Consider the following 16,595-nt stretch of genomic DNA (forward strand, 5'->3'; position numbering starts at 1 on the left):
CCCAATCGACGGGGATGCCCGCCGGTCACACCCCGTTTGACCAGGCATGAAGCGTCTTCCGGCCACCTTGGCCCTGCTGTCGGCGACCGTCGCGGTCGGCGTCGTCCTGCTGGCCTCGACGCCGGTCACGGCGACGCTGGCCGCCGAGCGCGAACCGATCCCCTCGGCCACGACGAGCAGCCCGACACCCACCACGACAACGCCGTCGACCACCACGACGACACCCACGCCGACGGTGCCGCCGGAGGAGATCGGGCAGCTCGTGCTCAAGGCGGTGGACAGCATCGCGCCGGGCAGCGAGGTCGGTGTGCTGGCCGTCGACACCCAGACCGGCCAGCCCGTCGCGAGCTACAACGCCGACGATCCGATGTACACGGCGTCCGTGGTGAAGCTGCTCATCGCCATCGACCTGCTGCACAGCCAGAACTGGACGCCGGACGCGGCCACCTCCGCCGAGCTGGAGCGGATGATCTCCTACAGCGATGACAACATCGCCAACTCGCTGTGGGTCAAGGACGGCGGCAACTCGATCGTCAGCCGCGCCGCGTCGCTGATCGGGCTGACCGGCACGCAGCCGCCGGACGACCCGTCGCAGTGGGGCGAGACGACGATGTCCGCGCAGGACGTCGTCACCACCTACCAGTACATCCAGGACGACGTCCCGGCGCAGGCGCAGGACGTGCTGCTGACCGGCATGAGCGACGCCGCGTCCACCGCCGCCGACGGGTTCCAGCAGTACTTCGGCATCCCCGACGGCCTGCCCGGGACCAGCTGGGCGATCAAACAGGGCTGGATGCTGCTGCGGTCGACGACGGTGCTCAACACCACCGGCATGGTCGGTCTGGGCCCGACGATGCCCTACGCGGTGGCGATCATGACCGAGTTGCCGGCGGGAACCTCGTGGACGACCGGGAGCAAGGCGGTCACTGCTGCCGCTGCCGCACTCAAGGCCGCCTTCACTGCGTGATGAGATCCGCCGCCGTGACGCCGGACAGCGCGCCGCGCAGCGTCGGGGCGGCCCGCACCAGCTGACGCGTGTACGGGTGCTCCGGCGTGCGGTAAACCCGTTCCACATCACCGATTTCGACCAGCTCGCCGCTGCGCAGCACGGCCACCGTGTCGCAGACGTGCCGGATCACCGACAGGTCGTGGGACACGAACACCAGCGTCAGCGCGAACTGCTCGACCAGGTCCGCCAGCAGGTTGAGGATCTGCGCCCGCACCGAGACGTCCAGCGCGCTGACGGGCTCGTCGGCCACCAGGACCTTGGGCCGAGGCGCCAGGGCCCGGGCCAGCGAGATGCGCTGCCGCTGCCCGCCGGAGAACTGGTGCGGGAACCGACGCCCGGCGTCGGCCGGCAGCCCGACCGCCGCGAGCACCTCGGCGACCCGCTCGCTCCGGCCGGGGATCCGTTGCGCCACCAGCGGTTCGGCGATGATGTCGCGCACCCGCATGCGCGGGTCCAGCGAGCCCATGGGGTCCTGGAACACGACCTGGAGATCGCGCCGCAGGAACGACAGCTGCCGCTCGGGGCGACCGTCCACCCGCTGCCCGTCGAAGGTGACCGTGCCGGTGGTCGGCTGGTCCAGGCCGGCGATCAGCCGCACCAACGTCGACTTGCCGGAACCGGACTCTCCGACGACGCCGAACCGCCGGCCGGCCTCGACCTCGAACGACACGTCCCGCAGCGCGTGCACCTCGGCCCGCGGGCCGAACGGCGAGGTCCGCGACCGGTGGTAGACGCGGCCGAGGTTCTCGATCCTGATCATTCCTCACCTCCGACCGGATGCCAGCACGCGTGCCCGCGGGCGGGTTCGCCGAACCAGGGCGGTTGCTCGCCGCACCGGTCGTCGGCACGGGAGCAGCGGGTGCGGAACACGCAGCCGCCGGGGAACTGTCCCGCCGCCGGAACAGCGCCGGGGATGGCGTGCAGGCGGCCGCTCTCGTCCGCGGACTCCAGGTCTGAGGCGTCGAGCAAACCCTTGGTGTAGCGGTGTTTCGGCGCGGTCAGCACCTCGGCCACCGGTCCCGACTCCACGATCCGCCCGCCGTACATCACCAGCACTCGGTCGCACACCGTTGCCACCACGGCGAGATCGTGCGTGATGAACAGCAGCGCGGCGTCCCTTTCCTTTACTCCCTTGACAATCAGGTCCAGCAGCTGAGCCTGGACCGTCACGTCGAGAGCAGTGGTAGGCTCGTCGCAGATGAGCACGTCCGGGTCATTGGCGAGAGCGATGGCCAACAGCACGCGTTGCCGTTGCCCGCCGGAAAGTTGGTGTGGATAGGCCTTTCCCAGTTCAGCGACATCACGCAGGCGCACCTGTTCCAACAGCCGCAAGGCATCCCGGCGCGCGGCGGCCCGATCCACGGCCGCGCGGTGGATCAGCCGGGCTTCCGCGACCTGGTCGATGACCCGCATCGAGGGGTTCAGCGCGGTCATCGGCTCCTGGAACACCATCGCCAGTCGCGAGCCACGCAGCCGCGACAGCACGCTCTCCGGGGCCCCGACCAGGTCCTCCCGCACACCGTCGAGCCGAACCGAGCCGGCCGCGGTGACGTCGTCGGGCAGCAGCCCGAACACCGCCGACGCGGTCAGCGACTTGCCGGAGCCCGATTCCCCGATCAGGCCGACGCGTTCGCCGCCGCCCACCGTGAAGGAGACATCACTGACCAATGGCAGGTCGCCCGCCGCGACACGCAGACCGTCAACCTTGAGCACGGCGGCCCTCCAACCGGGGGTCGAGGCGATCGCGTAGACCGTCGCCCAGCAACGTGAAGCCGAGCACCGCGACCGCGATCGCCACGCCCGGCACGATCAACAGCCTCGGCTGCACGGCCAGGAGTTCCTGTGACTCCTGGAGCATGCGCCCCCAGGACGGCGTCGGCGGTTGCGTGCCGAGGCCCAGGTAGGACAACGCGGCCTCGGCCAGCACGGCGATGCCGAACGACACCGAGCACTGCACGATCACCAGCCCGGCGATGTTGGGCAGCACGTGTCGCACCGAGATGGCCAGCCCGGTGCGGCCGGCCGAGCGGGCCGCCAGCACGTACTCCGTGCTCAGCACCTGCAACGCGGTGGCCCGCGCGAGCCGGGCGAAGGACGGCACGGTGGCGATGCCGATGGCGATCATGGCGGTGAGCGTGCTCGCGCCGAACGCGGCGCCGAACATGATCGCCAGCAGCAGCGCCGGGAAGGCCAGCACGATGTCGTTGGCGCGCAACACGATCTCGCCCAACCAGCGCGGGCCGGCGGCCGCGAACACGCCGAGCGGCGTGCCGACGAGCGCGGCCACGCCGACCGCGACGATGCCGACGTAGAGCGTGGTCCGCGCGCCGACCATGAGCTGACTGACCAGGTCGCGGCCGAACCGGTCCGTGCCCAGCCAGTGGGCCCCGCTCGGGCCCTGCAACCGCAGCGCCGCGTCGACCTGCGTCGGGTCGAACGGCGTCCACAGGAAGGAGACCAGCGCCGCCAGCACGATCAGACCGACCAGCACGGCCCCGATCACGAGGTTCCTCACCGCGCCCTCCGCAGCCTCGGGTCGATGACCGTGTACAGCACATCGACGAGGAGGTTGACCACCAGCACCGCCGCCACCAGCACCATCACCACGTCCTGCACCACGATCAGGTCGCGGCTGCCGACGGCGTCGAGCAGCATGCTGCCCAGGCCGGGGATGACAAACACCCGCTCCACCACGACCGCGCCGATCAGCAGGGTCGCCAACTGGAGGCCGAGCACCGTCACCACGGGCACCGCGGCGTTGCGAAGTCCGTGCCGTATCAGGGCTTGCGCGGGCTTGAGACCCTTGGCCCGCGCGGTGCGCAGGTAGTCCTCGCGCAGGACCTCCAGCACCGCCGAGCGGACATAGCGGGTCAGCACCGCGGCCTGCACGAGGCCGAGCGACAGGGCCGGCAACACCAGGCCTTTCAGGAACGCCACCGGATCCGCGTCCGGAGGTGTCCACCCACCGGACGGAAGGATGCGTAGCGACACAGCGAATATCTCCACCAGCACGATGCCGGCCAGGAAGGCGGGAATCGCCGCGCCGAGCTGGCTGAGGCCGGTCACGACCGTGCCGGACGCCTTGCGGTGCCTGGCCGCGGCCAGCGCGCCGAGCGGCACCGCGACCAGCACCGCCACCACGGTGGCCGCGCCGACCAGCCACAGCGTGACCTCGAACCGGTCGACCAACTGCGGTCCGATCGCGTCGCCGGTCACGTAGGACCGGCCGAAGTCCCCGGTGAACAGGCCGCCCATCCAGTCGAGGTACTGCACCGGCAGCGGCCGGTCGATGCCGAACGCGTGCCGGGTCTGGGCCAGCAGCTCGGGCGTGGCGTTGACGCCCAGGGCGACCTGGGCCGGATCACCGGGCAGCACGGCCATGAACGCGAACACGACACAGGAGGCGACCGCCACTGTGAGCAGAAAGACGCCGGCCTTGCGCAGCAGCGCCATCACGACCTCCCGATGGTCGGGGACATGAGGACACCGACCTTGGCCGACGATCCCATCAGGACCTCCCCAGGGCCGACAGGTCGAAGGACTCGCCGACCTGGTTCGGCGGAATGCCGGTGATGCCCTTCTTGACGACGATCAGGTTGGGCAGCAGGAAAAGCCAGTCGGCGGCGGCGTCGGCGTTGATCGTGCGGGCGACCTGCTTCATGTCCGCGATCTGCTGCTCGGGCGTGCCGGTGTCGGCGGCGGCCAGCAGCTGGGTGACGGCGGGATTGTCGTAGCCCCAGTAGTACTTGGGATTGCCGAAGGTCGCGATGTCGCGGGCCTCGACGTGGGCGACGATCGACATGTCGAAGTCGTGGCCGGTGAAGACCTGCTTGAGCCAGACCGCGGGGAAGTCCAGTTCCTCGATGATGACCGTGACACCGATCGCGGCCAGCTGGGAGCGGATCACCTGGGCGGAGTCGACGGCGTACGGGAGAGTGGGAATGCGCAGACGGAGAGTGAGGTGTTGCTGGCCGGCGTCGGCGAGGAGCTGTCGCGCCTTGGCCGGGTCGTAGGGATAGACCGTGGAGAGGTCCTCGTACCAGGGATCCGACGGCGGCACCATGCTGCCGATCAGCAGGCCCTTGCCGGCCCAGGCCGTGTCCAGCAGGGCGCGGCGGTCGATGCCGTAGGTCAGCGCCTGGCGGACCCGCTTGTCGTTGAGCGGGGCCTTGGCGTCGTTGAAGGACAGCACGACCTCGGCCGTGGTGGTGCCCTGGATGGTGGTGAACCGCTCGTCGCTGGCGAACTGGGCCAGCGCGTCCGGCGCCTGCACGGAGCTGATCACGTCGATTCCGTTGCTCAGCAAGGCGTTGTTGAGCGCGGTCGGGTCCTGGAAGTACTTGAGGACCACGCGGGCGTAGGCCGGTTTCGGGCCCCAGTAGCCGGGGTTGGCCTTCAGCACGATGGAGTCGCCGCGGTTGAAGCGGTCGAGCTGGTACGGGCCGGTGCCGACCGGCGTGGTCGCCAGGTTGCCGACGCCGTCGGGGGCGAACATCGCTCCGACGCGGCCGGCCATGGAGAACAGCCAGCCGTTGCTGGGCTGCTTGAGCACCACACGGGCGTGCGTCGGCGAGACGGCCTCGACGTGGTCGACGACAGCCATCGCGGACTTCAGCGAGATGGTCCAGTTCGTGCTGACCCGGTCGATGCTGAACTTGACCGTGTCGGCGGTGAACGCCTCGCCGTCGGTGAACGTCACGCCGGGGCGGAGCTGGAAGTCGTAGGTGCGGCGGTCCGGGCTGACCGTCCACGAGGTGGCCAGCTGGGGCACGATCGCGCCGTTGGCGTCGAGGCGCACCAGGCCCTGGTAGACGTTGTCGAGCAGGGCCTGCGGAATCGCCGCGCCGTCGGTTCGGGTGAAGTCCAGGTTGGCCGGCGGGGCCGTGAAGCCGATGGTGATCGAGTCCGCGCTCGGCGACGAGTACGCCGTCGAGCCCGCCGAACAGCCGGCGAGGGAGGCGACCAGCACCAGGGCGAGCAGCGCGCGGACCACGGTGATCACCCTAGCCAGGCGCACGCCGCGGTGTCCCACCATGTGGGTGGCGGGTGTCGTGTTCCCGCCACGATGCCGCCGCCGGCGATGAACTCCGCCGGGTCGACCGAGGCCGAGTTGGCCAGGGCCGGGTCGGCGGGCTGGCCATGCGGGGCTTCGCTAGACGGGGCTTCGCTAGGCGGGGTTGGTGGGGGCGGTGCTTTCCCGAACCACGAGGGTATGGCGGGCGGTCACCTCGCGGGGCGGGCAGTCCAGGCCGTTGATGCGTTCCAGCAGCATGGCGACGGCCACGGCGGCGATCTGGGCCTTGTCGGGGGCGACGGTGGTGAGGGTGGGGGTGCTGAAGCGGCCGTCCTCGATGTCGTCTACGCCGACTATGGCGACGTCGTGGGGGACGCGGAGGCCGGCGGCGAGGAGGGTGCGCAGGGCGCCGAGGGCCAGCAGGTCGTTGAAGCAGAAGACGGCGTCGGGCGGCTCGTCGAGGGACAGCAGCAGGCGCATGGCGGCGGCGCCGTCGGGGCGGTGGTAGGACTCGGCGGGCACGACGAGGTCGGGGTCGTAGCCGATGCCGGCGGCGGTGAGGGCGTCGCGGTAGCCGCGCAGGCGGACGTTGGCGGTGCCGGCGGCGGAGACGCGCTGGTCGCCGATGGCGGCGATGCGGCGGCGGCCGAGGGCGATCAGGTGCTCGGTGGCTTCCCGGGCGGCGGTGACGTTGTCGATGGCGATCAGGTCGGCGGTGCCCGGCCCGACCTGCTCCCCCAGCAGCACCAGGGGCAGGTCGGCGCGCAGCCCGGCGAGGTACTCGGCGTCCAGGGCCAGCGGGCTGATGATCAGGCCGTCGATGGTCCGGGACCGGGCCCCGGACGAGGTGAGCCGCTCCCGGTCGCCGCGGCCGTCGGTCTGGTCGATCAGCACCGACCAGGACTCCCGCTCGGCGGCCCCGATGACCTGCTCGGCCAGCTCGGCGAAGTACGGGATGCCCAATTCGGGCAGGGCCAGCCCGACGATGCCGGAGCGGCCGTAGCGCAGGTGCCGGGCGGTCAGGTTGGGCTGGTAGCCGAGCTGGTCGATGGCCTGCCGGACGCGGCTGCGGGTGGCCTCGCTGACGTGTTGGTAGTCGTTGACCACGTTCGAGACCGTCTTGACCGAGACCCCAGCCAGTCTGGCCACGTCCTTCAGGCTGGCGCCCACCCGCACCTCCTTCTGCCATCGCCATCTTCCCTGGCACCCGACTGTACGGCTACTCTCGCGACAGCCCGGTTTACAACGTTGAAAACCGGGCGGCGGGAACAGCACGCAGAACACCAGGAACAGAGCGCCACAACTGGAATCGGGAACACCGACGAGTGCCGAGGCCCCCGGAGGGTCGGGGGACCACCGGGTGCCGAGGCACCAGCGGAACCGAGAACGGCGCGGTCGCCGAAGGACGCCACCCGAATCGGGAAGGGCCGTCGAGGCACCGAAGGCGAAGGGCAGCGCTGGGAGACCGAAGGGCGAAGGACCGGGAACGAGGGGCAGAGCACCGGGGAGGCCGTCGTGGACCGTCGGAGGTTCCTGCTGGCCGGCGCGGCGTTGGCGGCGGCGGGTGGGGTGGGCAGCGGCTGTTCGGGGCCGGCGGGGCTGGCCTACTGGAACCTGTTCAGCGGGGGCGACGGGGCCAGGATGACGGAGATGGTCGGGGCGATCGGCACCCGGCTGGAGGCGGTGACGCTGGCCTGGGGGACGCCGTACTACACGAAGCTGGCGATGGCGGCGGCGGGCGGGAGGGCGCCGGATCTGGCGGTCATGCATCTGTCGCGGTTGCCGGGGTTCGCGCCGTTGGGGCTGCTGGATCCGTTCGATGACGATCAGTTGGCGGAGCACGGCCTGAGCCAGGATCGGTTCCCGGGGGCGGTGTGGAGCAGGGCGAGGCACGACGGCCGGACGTATGCGGTGCCGTTGGACACGCATCCGCTGGTCCTGTTCTACAACACGGAACTGTGCGGCAAGGCGGGGCTGTTGCAGGACGGCAAGCTGAAGCCGATGAGGGGCGAGCGCGAGCTGCTGGAGGCGTTCGGCAAGGCGGGGCTGGCGTTGGCGGCGGCGCGGGACGTGAACCCGTGGCGGCTGTTCTGGACGTTGTACCGACAGCAGAACGGCCAGGGTCTGCTCGACGACGGCAAGGCGCTGACGGCGTTGCGGCTGCTGGAGAAGATCGGCACCACGGCGAGGTTCACGGACAACAGCGCGGCGGTGGCGTTGTTCGGCAGCGGGCAGGCGGGCTTGTTCTGGAACGGAGAGTGGGAGCTGCCGACGTTCCAGGAGCAGCGCACGCCGTTCGACGTGGCGCCGTTCCCGCAGGTCTATGACCGGCCGGCGGTGCACGCCGACTCGCACTCGTTCGTCCTGCCGCACCAGCGGGAGCGAGATCCGGCGCGGACGGCCCGAACGGTGGCGGCGATCGCGGAGCTGGTCGGCCAGAGCCTGACCTGGGCCCGCGGCGGGCACATTCCGGCGTACCAGCCGGTGGCGACCTCGTCGGCATACCTGAACCTGTTGCCACAGGCCAATTACCGGTCAGCGGGGGCGGAGGCGGAGCTGGATCCGCCGGTGTGGTTCGCCGGAGCGGCCTCGGACCTGCAGAGCTCGGCGGGTGCCACGATCGGCGCGGTGTTGGGCGGCACGACGACGCCGGAGGCGGCGTTGGGTGAGCTCAAGACGACCCTGGCACGCCTGCAGAACACGCCGAGTCCGTCATGAAGCGGTCGGGATTCTGGTTCGTGGCGCCGTTCCTGGTGCTCTACGCCGCCTTCCTGATCGTGCCGATGGTGATCGGGCTGGGCGCGAGCGTCACCGACGAGGGCATCACCGGGCACGCCGACTTCGTCGGGGCGGCCAACTACGTCGAGCTGTTCGGGGACCCGGCGGTGTGGAGTTCCCTGGGCCACACGCTGATCTTCACGGTGGTCAGCACACCGGCGATCGTGCTGGTCGGCCTGGCCATGGCGTTGCTGGCCAACCGGGCGACGCCGGAGCGCTGGCTGTGCCGGCTGGCGTTCTTCGCGCCGTACCTGCTGCCGGTGTCGGTGGTGGTGCTGATCTGGAGCTGGCTCTACCAACCGGGTTTCGGCCTGATCAACGACCTGCTCACCCGGCTGGGCCTGGGCGAGGTGGGCTGGCTGTCCACCGACGGCATGGCGATGACGTCGATCGTCATCACGACCGTGTGGTGGACCGCCGGCTTCGGGTTCCTGCTGTACCTGGCGGCATTGCAGGAAATTCCGCGCCAGCTCTACGAGGCGTCGGCGCTGGACGGGGCGACGCCGTTCCAGCAGCTGCGCCGGATCACGCTGCCGTTGCTGTCACGCACCCACCAGTTGGTGATCGTGTTGCAGGTGCTGGCGTCGCTGAAGGTGTTCGACCAGATCTACCTGCTCAGCGGGCAGGGCGGCATCCCCGGGGTGCGCAGCATCGTGCAGTACATCTACGAGAGCGGCTTCACGCGGTTCCGGATCGGCTACGCCTCGGCCATCTCCTACGTGTTCTTCGCGCTGATCGCCGCGGTAGCGCTGCTGCATTTCCGGCTGACGAAGGCGGAGCGATGAAGGGGGCGGCCACGGCGCAGCGGGTCCAGGGCGGCCGGAGGGTGAGGGCTGGGGCAGGCAAAGCAGTCGGAGCGACGGCAGTGGGGGTAGATCGGGGAAGCGCGGCGACGAGGGTGGTCGCGGCGCTGCTGGCGGTGATCTGGCTGGTGCCGCTGGCCTGGGCGCTCGACACCGCCCTGAAGCCCGAGTCGGAAACCACGCGGATCCCGGTGAGCTGGGTCGTGCCGGGCATGGGCCTGGACGCATTCGGACGGGCCTTTGCCGATGGGACTCTGGTGGCGTGGTTGGGAAACAGCCTGCTGGTGGGGGTCGCGGTGACGGTGTTGACGGTGGCGGTGACGAGCCTGGCGGCGTACGGCCTGTCCCGGACGCGGTTCCGGGGGCGGGGCGTTGTGATGGCCTTGCTGATCGCGGGCATCGTGATCCCGCCGCAGGTGCTAATCGTGCCGCTGTTCGCCGAGATCGTGGGGCTGGGCCTGGCCGACACGTACTGGGCGCTGATCCTCCCGCAGGTGGTGCTGCCGGCGATGGTGTACGTGTTGAAGAAGTTCTTCGACGGCGTGCCCAGGGAACTGGAGGAGGCGGCGGTGGTGGACGGCGCGGGACGGCTGCGGGTGTACTGGAGCCTGATGCTGCCGCTGGCCCGGCCGGCGCTGGCGGCGGTGGCGATCTTCACCTTCGTCACGACGTGGAACAACTTCCTGTGGCCGTTCGTGGCCGTCAGCGACCCGCACCTGATGACCTTCCCGGTGGGCCTGGCGACCGTGCAGAGTTCCTACGGAGTCCGCTACGCCCAGGTGCTGGCGGCCGCGTTGCTGGGCGGGCTGCCGCTGGTGGCCCTGTTCCTGGCGTTCCAGCGGCAGCTGGTGACCGCGATCAAAGGATGACAACACGGTGCGACAGGCACGACTGACGCTCGACCCGGGCTTCGCCGTCGGCGACGTGGACCCGCGGCTGTTCGGCTCGTTCGTGGAGCACATGGGCCGCTGCGTCTACACCGGCGTGTACGAGCCGGGGCACCCGGCCGCCGACGAGGACGGTTTCCGCGCCGACGTGCTGGAACTGGTGCGGGAGCTGGGCGTGACGGTGGTCCGCTATCCCGGCGGCAACTTCGTGTCGGGCTACCGCTGGGAGGACGGCGTCGGCCCGCGCGGCGAGCGGCCGAGCCGGTTCGACCTGGCGTGGCGGCAGATCGAGACCAACGAGTTCGGCCTGAACGAGTTCGCGCAGTGGTCACGCAAGGCCGGGGTGGCGCCGATGATGGCCGTCAACCTGGGCACGCGGGGCGTGCGGGAGGCGGCGGACCTGGTCGAGTACTGCAACTTCCCCGGCGGCACAATGCTTTCCGACCTGCGGGCCAAGCACGGCCATCCGGAGCCGCACGGAATCTCGTTGTGGTGCCTCGGAAACGAGCTGGACGGCCCGTGGCAGACCGGCCACAAGACGGCGCACGAGTACGGGCGACTGGCCAACGAGACGGCGAAGGCCATGCGCATGGTGGACCCGAGCATCGAACTGGTGGCCTGCGGGAGTTCGCACAGCGGCATGCCGACGTTCGGCGCGTGGGAGGCGACGGTCCTCGAACACACCTACGACAACGTCGACTACATCTCGCTGCACGCCTACTACGAGGAGCGCGATGGCGATCTCGGCAGTTTCCTGGCCAGCGCGGTGGACATGGACCGGTTCATCGACGCCGTGGTGGCCACGAGCGACCATGTCGGCGCGAAGCTACGCAACCGCAAGCGGATCCGGCTGTCGTTCGACGAGTGGAACGTCTGGTACATGAGCCGGTTCGTCGGCGAGAGGAACCTGGCCGCCGAGCGGGTGCCCAGGCTGATCGAGGACAACTACCACGTGGCCGACGCCGTGGTGGTCGGCTCGCTGCTGATCACCTTGCTGCGCCACGCCGATCGAGTCGGCGTGGCCTGCCAGGCCCAGCTGGCCAACGTGATCGCGCCGATCCTCACCGAGCCGGGCGGCGGCTCGTGCCGTCAGACCATCTTCTATCCCTTCGCCCACGCCGCCAAGCACGCGCGGGGACGGGTGCTGCGGGTGGAACCAGATTCGCCGCGCTACGACACGGCCCGGTTCGGCGATGTGCCGCTGCTGGAGGCCGTGGCCACGCAGGACGGCGACGACGTCACGCTGTTCGCGGTGAACCGTTCGGTCGAGGATTCGTTGGGGCTCACGGCGAATCTCCGCGCTCTACAAGAGTTCCAGGTGATCGAGCACGTGGCGCTGGCCGAGGACGACCGGTCGCTGACCAACACCGTCGCCGAGCCGGACCGGGTGCGGCCGCGACGGATCGACGGCGCGTCCATTGTGGACGGCGAGCTGACGGCCGAACTGCCGGCCCTGTCGTGGAACATGATCAGGCTGGGCCGAGCTCCGCGATGATCTGGTCGGTGGCCCGGACGAGCCAGTCCGGGTCACCGCCGTCGCGGCCCCACAGGGCCGACTGGTGGGCACGCAGCAGGGACCACCGGCGGGCACGCTCGCGGTCGATGCCGGCTGCTTCGCAGTAGAAGTCCAGCCACCACAAGTGATTGGGCGCCAAAATCAGGCGTGGACCATGGATGACGGTGAACGCGTCGTAGGCGGGATCGCCGGCGCAGCCCTTGGGATCGATGGCCAGCCAGGGTTCACGCGAGCCGGCCAAAACGTTGGCGTCCCACAGATCTCCGTGCACGACGGTGTCGCGCTGGTCGAGTTCCCGAACGGCGTCGAGGACCCGAACCGGCCGCCCGGCCGCGAGGAACTCGGCCTCCCACAACGGAAACTGGTCGACCAGCCGCGGCAGGCCGGCCGGGGCGGGGACGGCGAGGCGGCGGGAGAGCTCGCCGAGGATGCCGACGGCCCGCTCGTCGTCGGCGACGCAGGCGAGGGTGTCGGGCCCGGCGCGTTCCAGCAGCATGGCGAACTGATCGTCGTCACGGGCGAGGAGTCGAACGGCGCCACGGCCCTGCCAGGCGGCGAAGGCGTCGGGCTGGTCGACGTTGCCGGGATGGGGAAAGGAAACCTTGATGACCGCCGAGGGCCGAACCGGCAGCACCAGGCCGACGCTGCCATGGGTGGCCGGCCCGTCGGGCGCCAACGACCACTGGCGCAGCAACGATTCGACGATGGCCGGCAGCGACGCGATCCAGGCCCGGCCGGCCTCGCCCTCGCGGCGGATGATGGCCTGGGCGAAGCCGGTCGGAACCGTGATCATGCCCCGACGGTGGCGAAACGGGGGAAAAGCGCCTCGGCGTTGCCGCGGTTGACGGCGTCGAGGTCGAGATCGGCGGTGTCCAGCAGGCCGTTGAAGTAGGCGCTGCCGGCGCCGGCGGAATAGGGCCAGTCGCTGCCGTAGAGCACGTGGCCGGGCGCGGCGAATCCGGTGAGCAGCTTGAGCGTGTCGTGGCCGGTGGACAGGGCCGTGTCGAAGTAGAAACGCTTGAAGTCGGCCATGATGTCCTCCGCCGCGAGCGGCGAGCCGAGCATCGGGATGCCGGTGGCGAAGCGTTGCGCGGCGTAGGGCAGGAACCCGCCGGCGTGGGACAGGATGATCCGAACCTGCTGGTGCCGCCGGAGCACGCCGTTGACGGCCAGGTCGACGGCGGTGCGTGTGGTGTCGGCGGGGAAATCGACCACGGCGGGGTTGACGCCGTCCAAGGGTGACATCGCGGTGACCGTGGGGTGGATGAACACGACGGCGCGACGCCGGTCGAGCTCGGCCCAGACGGGTTCCCAGCGCGGATCGCCGAGGTAGACGCCACGGCTGTTGGACATCATCACGACGCCGTCGGCGCCGAGGGTGTCGAAGGCGTGGCCGATCTCGTCGAGCACGCTCGCGGCGTCGTGGTCGGCCATCGGCAGGCTGGCGAACAGCCCGAACCGGCCGGGGTGGTCCTTGACCAGCTCGGCGGTGAACTCGTTGAGCTCGCGGGCCAGCCGGGGACCGCCGCCCTCGGCGACGGTGGGAATGCCGGGCGACGACACCGACAGCACCGCCGTGGCGACCTGGTGGTCGTCCATCCAGGCCAGGGAGGCCGCGGCCGACCAGGCCGGCCGGGGCGTGGCGGCGAAGGGCTCGAAGGCCGCCGGGATCAGGTGATGGTGCACGTCAAGCCGTGTGGACATCGTCCAACTCCTTAGCTTGCTAACCTTTGTGATGCTAATATACTCACATGAGCGAACCCGATGTCGAGGAGCTGGCCGCGGCGGCGGACGCCCTCTACGCGGCCATGCGCCGCGGCCGCACCGCCGCCGTCGGGGAGGGCGCGCTGACCCTGGCCCAGGCCGACCTGCTCGATCCCCTGCTGGACCAGGAGTCCCTGCCGGTCAGCCAGCTGGCCCGGCTGGCCGGCGTCAGCCATCCGACCGCGACCCGGATGATCAAGCAGCTGGAGACCCGGGACCTCGTGCTCCGCCGCCGCGGCACCGAGGACGAGCGGCTGGTCCTGGTCGCCCTGACCGAGACCGGACGGGAGCAGCTGCGCGCCGCCCGGCGCCGGCTGCGTGAGATGCAGAGCCGCACCCTGGGGCAGCTCTCCCCCGCCGACCGCCGACGCATCGCCGCCGACATCCGCCGCCTGACCAAGCTGGTCCGAGGCGAGTCGCTCTGACCGTCCACAAACGGGCAAGATCGTACTAGCGTCGTCGGCATGCCCACCGTGAAAGCGGCCGTCGTCCAGGCCTCGGCCCCGCTGTTCGACACGCCGGCGGCGTTATCCCGGGCCAAGGACCTGATCCGGCAGGCCCACGCGGACGTGGTCGTGCTGCCGGAGGCGTTCCTCGGCGGCTACCCCAAGGCCCTGGACTTCGACATCACGGTCGGCCGGCGCACCGACGCCGGCCGCGAGCTGTTCCGCCGCTACCACGCGGCGGCGATCGACGTGCCGGGGCCGGAGGTGGAGTCCCTCGCCGCGCTGACCCGGGAACTGGGCTGTCACGCCGTGGTCGGCGCGGTCGAGCGGCAGGGCGGAACCCTGTACTGCGTGGCGTTGTTCTTCGGCCCCACCGGCTATCTCGGCCTGCACCGCAAGCTGATGCCGACCGCCGCGGAACGGTACCTGTGGGGCCAGGGCGACGGCTCCACGCTCCCGGTGATCGACACCGGCGCGGCCCGGATCGGCGCGGCGATCTGCTGGGAGAACTACATGCCGCTGTTCCGGACCACCATGTACGCCAAGGGCGTCGACCTGTGGTGTGCGCCCACCGTGGACGACCGCGACCAGTGGCAGGCCAGCATGCGGCACATCGCGCTGGAGGGGCGGTGCTTCGTGTTGAGCGCCAACCAGTTCCTGCGCCGCGACGACCTGCCGCCCGACCTGCGGGTGGACGCCATGGACCCGGTGCTGATCGGCGGCGGCTCGGTCATCGTGTCCCCGCTGGGCCAGGTGCTGGCCGGGCCGCTGCGGGACACCGAGGGCATTCTCGCCGCCCAGCTCGACCTCGACGACCTGGCCCGCGCCCGCTTCGACTTCGACGCCGTCGGCCACTACGCCCGCTCGGACATCTTCACCCTGCACGTCAACGAGTCCGCCCACACCGCGGTGACCGGGCTGACCCCATGATCGAAATGAGCAGCCCCCCAAATCAATCCAAGCAGATCAACCTGGCAGGCGGCGCTCCGATAAGCCACATGCGCTTCCCACTTGGCATCGGAGCCCAAGTGGGAAGCGCATGTGGCAATCACGGCGGGGCTTTCGCCACATGCGCTTCCTATGTGGCATCAGGGCCCAAGTGGGAAGCGCATGTGGCGAAAAGCGGGTGCTACGACTGCGGCGGCTCGAAGTCGGGGCGCAGGGGCATGTGCGAGGTGGTGCCGTCCAGCTTCACGCCGAGGATCTGGTGCAGCTGGATGTTGTTGACGTCGAAGCCCCACTGGCAGGCGGCCAGGTAGAGGCGCCAGATGCGGGCCTTGGGCAGGCCGACCTCCTCGACGGCCTCGTCCCAGTGCTCGTCGAGGTTGGCGCACCAGCCGCCGAGGGTCTTGGCGTAGTGCTCCCGGATGTTCTCGGAGTGCCGGATCTCGAAGCCGGCGTCGTTCATCCGGGACATCAGGTAGCCGGGCCCCTCCAGCTCCCCGTCGGGGAAGATGTAGCGGGTGATGAAGCCGCCGGCCTTGAACGGGAACTTGTCGCTCGGCCGGGTGATGCAGTGGTTGAGCAGCCGGCCGCCGTCGCGGAGCTTGCCGTACAGGGCCGAGAAGTACGACGGCAGGTTGGCCCCGCCGATGTGCTCGGTCAGGCCGATGGAGCTGACGGCGTCGAACCCGGTCTCGGGCACGTCGCGGTAGTCCATGAACCGCACCTCGGCCAGGTCCTGCAGCCCCCGCTCGACGATGGCCTTCTGCGCCCACTCGGCCTGCGACCGCGACAGGGTGACGCCCAGGGCCTTGACGCCGTAGTGCTCGGCGGCGTGCATGACCATGCCGCCCCAGCCGCAGCCCACATCCAGCAGCCGCATGCCCTCGGTCAGCCCGAGCTTGCGGGCGACCAGGTCGTGCTTGGTGAACTGGGCGGTCTCCAGCGACGCGTCGTCGGTCGGGTACACCGCGCAGGTGTAGGCCATGGACGGCCCGAGCACCCACTCGTAGAACCGGTTGGACACGTCGTAGTGGTGCGAGATGGCCTGCGCGTCCCGGCCCTTGGAGTGCCGCCAGCCCTTGGGCCGCGCCTCCTGCGGCGGCGGGCTGACCGGCCACCAGAAGCGGTGCTTGGCCAGCAGGCCGAGCAGCTCCACCTTGGTCTTGTTGTCCAGCTCCCCCAGCTCGATGTCGCCGAGCAGGTGGAAGGCGTGGTGCAGGTCGCCGACGACCTCGATGTGCCCGGTCACGTAGGCCCGGGCCAGCCCGAGCTCGCCGGGCGCCGACGCCAGGTAGGACAGCGCGAACGGGGACCGGATCTCGATGCGGACCTCGGCGTCGCCGGGCCCGGTGCGGCTGCCGTCGTAGGCGACGAACTCGATCCGGTCGTCCGCCTTGAGCGTCCGGCTGAACAGCTCCGCTAGCCGCATGCGC

16 protein-coding genes are annotated in these 16,595 nt (G+C 70.4%); 7 read left to right on the top strand and 9 right to left on the bottom strand.

Annotated elements, in window-relative coordinates:
• Window positions 1-46 precede the first annotated feature (46 nt).
• Window positions 47-967, top strand: a complete 921-nt coding sequence (locus tag ACIG5F_RS10720; protein WP_396517271.1) for a serine hydrolase — start codon at window positions 47-49, stop codon at window positions 965-967.
• Here the strand turns inward: ACIG5F_RS10720 and ACIG5F_RS10725 are convergent.
• The 6 genes from ACIG5F_RS10725 to ACIG5F_RS10750 form a co-directional block, all read right to left on the bottom strand.
• A complete protein-coding gene (locus ACIG5F_RS10725; protein ID WP_396517273.1) occupies window positions 957-1,769 on the bottom strand; it encodes an ATP-binding cassette domain-containing protein in 813 nt (270 codons plus the stop codon). The genes ACIG5F_RS10720 and ACIG5F_RS10725 overlap by 11 nt on opposite strands.
• A complete protein-coding gene (locus ACIG5F_RS10730; RefSeq protein WP_396517274.1) occupies window positions 1,766-2,722 on the bottom strand; it encodes an ABC transporter ATP-binding protein in 957 nt (318 codons plus the stop codon). Before ACIG5F_RS10730 ends, ACIG5F_RS10725 begins: the two co-directional genes overlap by 4 nt.
• Window positions 2,709-3,524, bottom strand: coding sequence for an ABC transporter permease (locus ACIG5F_RS10735; protein ID WP_396517276.1), 816 nt, complete (start codon window positions 3,522-3,524; stop codon window positions 2,709-2,711). The genes ACIG5F_RS10730 and ACIG5F_RS10735 overlap by 14 nt, the downstream gene beginning before the upstream one ends.
• On the bottom strand, window positions 3,521-4,462 hold the full coding sequence (locus ACIG5F_RS10740) for an ABC transporter permease (protein WP_396517278.1): 942 nt from the start codon (window positions 4,460-4,462) through the stop codon (window positions 3,521-3,523). Before ACIG5F_RS10740 ends, ACIG5F_RS10735 begins: the two co-directional genes overlap by 4 nt.
• Before the next feature lie 55 nt (window positions 4,463-4,517).
• Entirely contained in the window at window positions 4,518-6,020 is a 1,503-nt protein-coding gene (locus tag ACIG5F_RS10745) for an ABC transporter substrate-binding protein (protein WP_396517366.1), read from the bottom strand.
• Between the two features lie 156 nt (window positions 6,021-6,176).
• The gene (locus ACIG5F_RS10750) at window positions 6,177-7,193 is read right to left on the bottom strand and encodes a LacI family DNA-binding transcriptional regulator (protein WP_396517280.1); all 1,017 of its coding nucleotides are present in this window, start codon (window positions 7,191-7,193) and stop codon (window positions 6,177-6,179) included.
• A gap of 345 nt (window positions 7,194-7,538) precedes the next feature.
• Here ACIG5F_RS10750 and ACIG5F_RS10755 point away from each other — a divergent pair, with 345 nt between their 5' ends.
• The 4 genes from ACIG5F_RS10755 to ACIG5F_RS10770 all read left to right on the top strand — a co-directional run bounded on the left by ACIG5F_RS10755 (window position 7,539) and on the right by ACIG5F_RS10770 (window position 11,986).
• Entirely contained in the window at window positions 7,539-8,741 is a 1,203-nt protein-coding gene (locus ACIG5F_RS10755; RefSeq protein WP_396517282.1) for an extracellular solute-binding protein, read from the top strand.
• Window positions 8,738-9,586 carry a carbohydrate ABC transporter permease gene (locus ACIG5F_RS10760; protein ID WP_396517284.1) on the top strand — a complete coding sequence of 283 codons (849 nt, stop codon included), beginning with the start codon at window positions 8,738-8,740 and terminating at the stop codon, window positions 9,584-9,586. The genes ACIG5F_RS10755 and ACIG5F_RS10760 overlap by 4 nt, the downstream gene beginning before the upstream one ends.
• An 80-nt stretch (window positions 9,587-9,666) precedes the next feature.
• Window positions 9,667-10,473: a carbohydrate ABC transporter permease gene (locus ACIG5F_RS10765; protein WP_396517285.1), complete on the top strand. Its 807-nt coding sequence runs from the start codon at window positions 9,667-9,669 to the stop codon at window positions 10,471-10,473.
• Between the two features lie 7 nt (window positions 10,474-10,480).
• The gene (locus tag ACIG5F_RS10770) at window positions 10,481-11,986 is read left to right on the top strand and encodes an alpha-N-arabinofuranosidase (RefSeq protein ID WP_396517287.1); all 1,506 of its coding nucleotides are present in this window, start codon (window positions 10,481-10,483) and stop codon (window positions 11,984-11,986) included.
• Here ACIG5F_RS10770 and ACIG5F_RS10775 read toward each other — a convergent pair.
• Together ACIG5F_RS10775 and ACIG5F_RS10780 are read right to left on the bottom strand one after the other, a co-directional pair.
• Window positions 11,961-12,800 carry an aminoglycoside phosphotransferase family protein gene (locus ACIG5F_RS10775; RefSeq protein WP_396517289.1) on the bottom strand — a complete coding sequence of 280 codons (840 nt, stop codon included), beginning with the start codon at window positions 12,798-12,800 and terminating at the stop codon, window positions 11,961-11,963. The two genes, ACIG5F_RS10770 and ACIG5F_RS10775, sit on opposite strands and share 26 nt — an antisense overlap.
• The gene (locus tag ACIG5F_RS10780) at window positions 12,797-13,711 is read right to left on the bottom strand and encodes an amidohydrolase family protein (RefSeq protein WP_396517291.1); all 915 of its coding nucleotides are present in this window, start codon (window positions 13,709-13,711) and stop codon (window positions 12,797-12,799) included. Before ACIG5F_RS10780 ends, ACIG5F_RS10775 begins: the two co-directional genes overlap by 4 nt.
• 47 nt (window positions 13,712-13,758) lie before the next feature.
• Here ACIG5F_RS10780 and ACIG5F_RS10785 point away from each other — a divergent pair, with 47 nt between their 5' ends.
• Window positions 13,759-14,196 carry a MarR family winged helix-turn-helix transcriptional regulator gene (locus ACIG5F_RS10785; protein WP_396517293.1) on the top strand — a complete coding sequence of 146 codons (438 nt, stop codon included), beginning with the start codon at window positions 13,759-13,761 and terminating at the stop codon, window positions 14,194-14,196.
• Window positions 14,197-14,235: 39 nt separating this feature from the next.
• Window positions 14,236-15,147 (top strand): nitrilase-related carbon-nitrogen hydrolase, encoded by a 912-nt coding sequence (locus ACIG5F_RS10790; RefSeq protein WP_396517295.1) that lies wholly within the window; start codon window positions 14,236-14,238, stop codon window positions 15,145-15,147.
• Window positions 15,148-15,346: 199 nt separating this feature from the next.
• Here ACIG5F_RS10790 and ACIG5F_RS10795 read toward each other — a convergent pair whose 3' ends face one another.
• Window positions 15,347-16,591 (bottom strand): class I SAM-dependent methyltransferase, encoded by a 1,245-nt coding sequence (locus ACIG5F_RS10795; protein ID WP_396517297.1) that lies wholly within the window; start codon window positions 16,589-16,591, stop codon window positions 15,347-15,349.
• Window positions 16,592-16,595: the final 4 nt, after the last annotated feature.

The sequence above is a fragment of the Kutzneria sp. NPDC052558 genome (genome assembly GCF_044547355.1).
Classification (GTDB): Bacteria; Actinomycetota; Actinomycetes; order Mycobacteriales; family Pseudonocardiaceae; genus Kutzneria.

Excerpts from the sequence above, each read along its gene's own strand:
- ACIG5F_RS10720 (WP_396517271.1), top strand. The coding sequence starts at position 47 with ATGAAGCGTCTTCCGGCCACCTTGGCCCTGCTGTCGGCGACCGTCGCG.
- ACIG5F_RS10725 (WP_396517273.1), bottom strand. The coding sequence starts at position 1,769 with ATGATCAGGATCGAGAACCTCGGCCGCGTCTACCACCGGTCGCGGACC.
- ACIG5F_RS10740 (WP_396517278.1), bottom strand. The coding sequence starts at position 4,462 with ATGGCGCTGCTGCGCAAGGCCGGCGTCTTTCTGCTCACAGTGGCGGTC.
- ACIG5F_RS10760 (WP_396517284.1), top strand. The coding sequence starts at position 8,738 with ATGAAGCGGTCGGGATTCTGGTTCGTGGCGCCGTTCCTGGTGCTCTAC.
- ACIG5F_RS10775 (WP_396517289.1), bottom strand. The coding sequence starts at position 12,800 with ATGATCACGGTTCCGACCGGCTTCGCCCAGGCCATCATCCGCCGCGAG.
- ACIG5F_RS10780 (WP_396517291.1), bottom strand. The coding sequence starts at position 13,711 with ATGTCCACACGGCTTGACGTGCACCATCACCTGATCCCGGCGGCCTTC.
- ACIG5F_RS10785 (WP_396517293.1), top strand. The coding sequence starts at position 13,759 with ATGAGCGAACCCGATGTCGAGGAGCTGGCCGCGGCGGCGGACGCCCTC.
- ACIG5F_RS10790 (WP_396517295.1), top strand. The coding sequence starts at position 14,236 with ATGCCCACCGTGAAAGCGGCCGTCGTCCAGGCCTCGGCCCCGCTGTTC.
- ACIG5F_RS10795 (WP_396517297.1), bottom strand. The coding sequence starts at position 16,591 with ATGCGGCTAGCGGAGCTGTTCAGCCGGACGCTCAAGGCGGACGACCGG.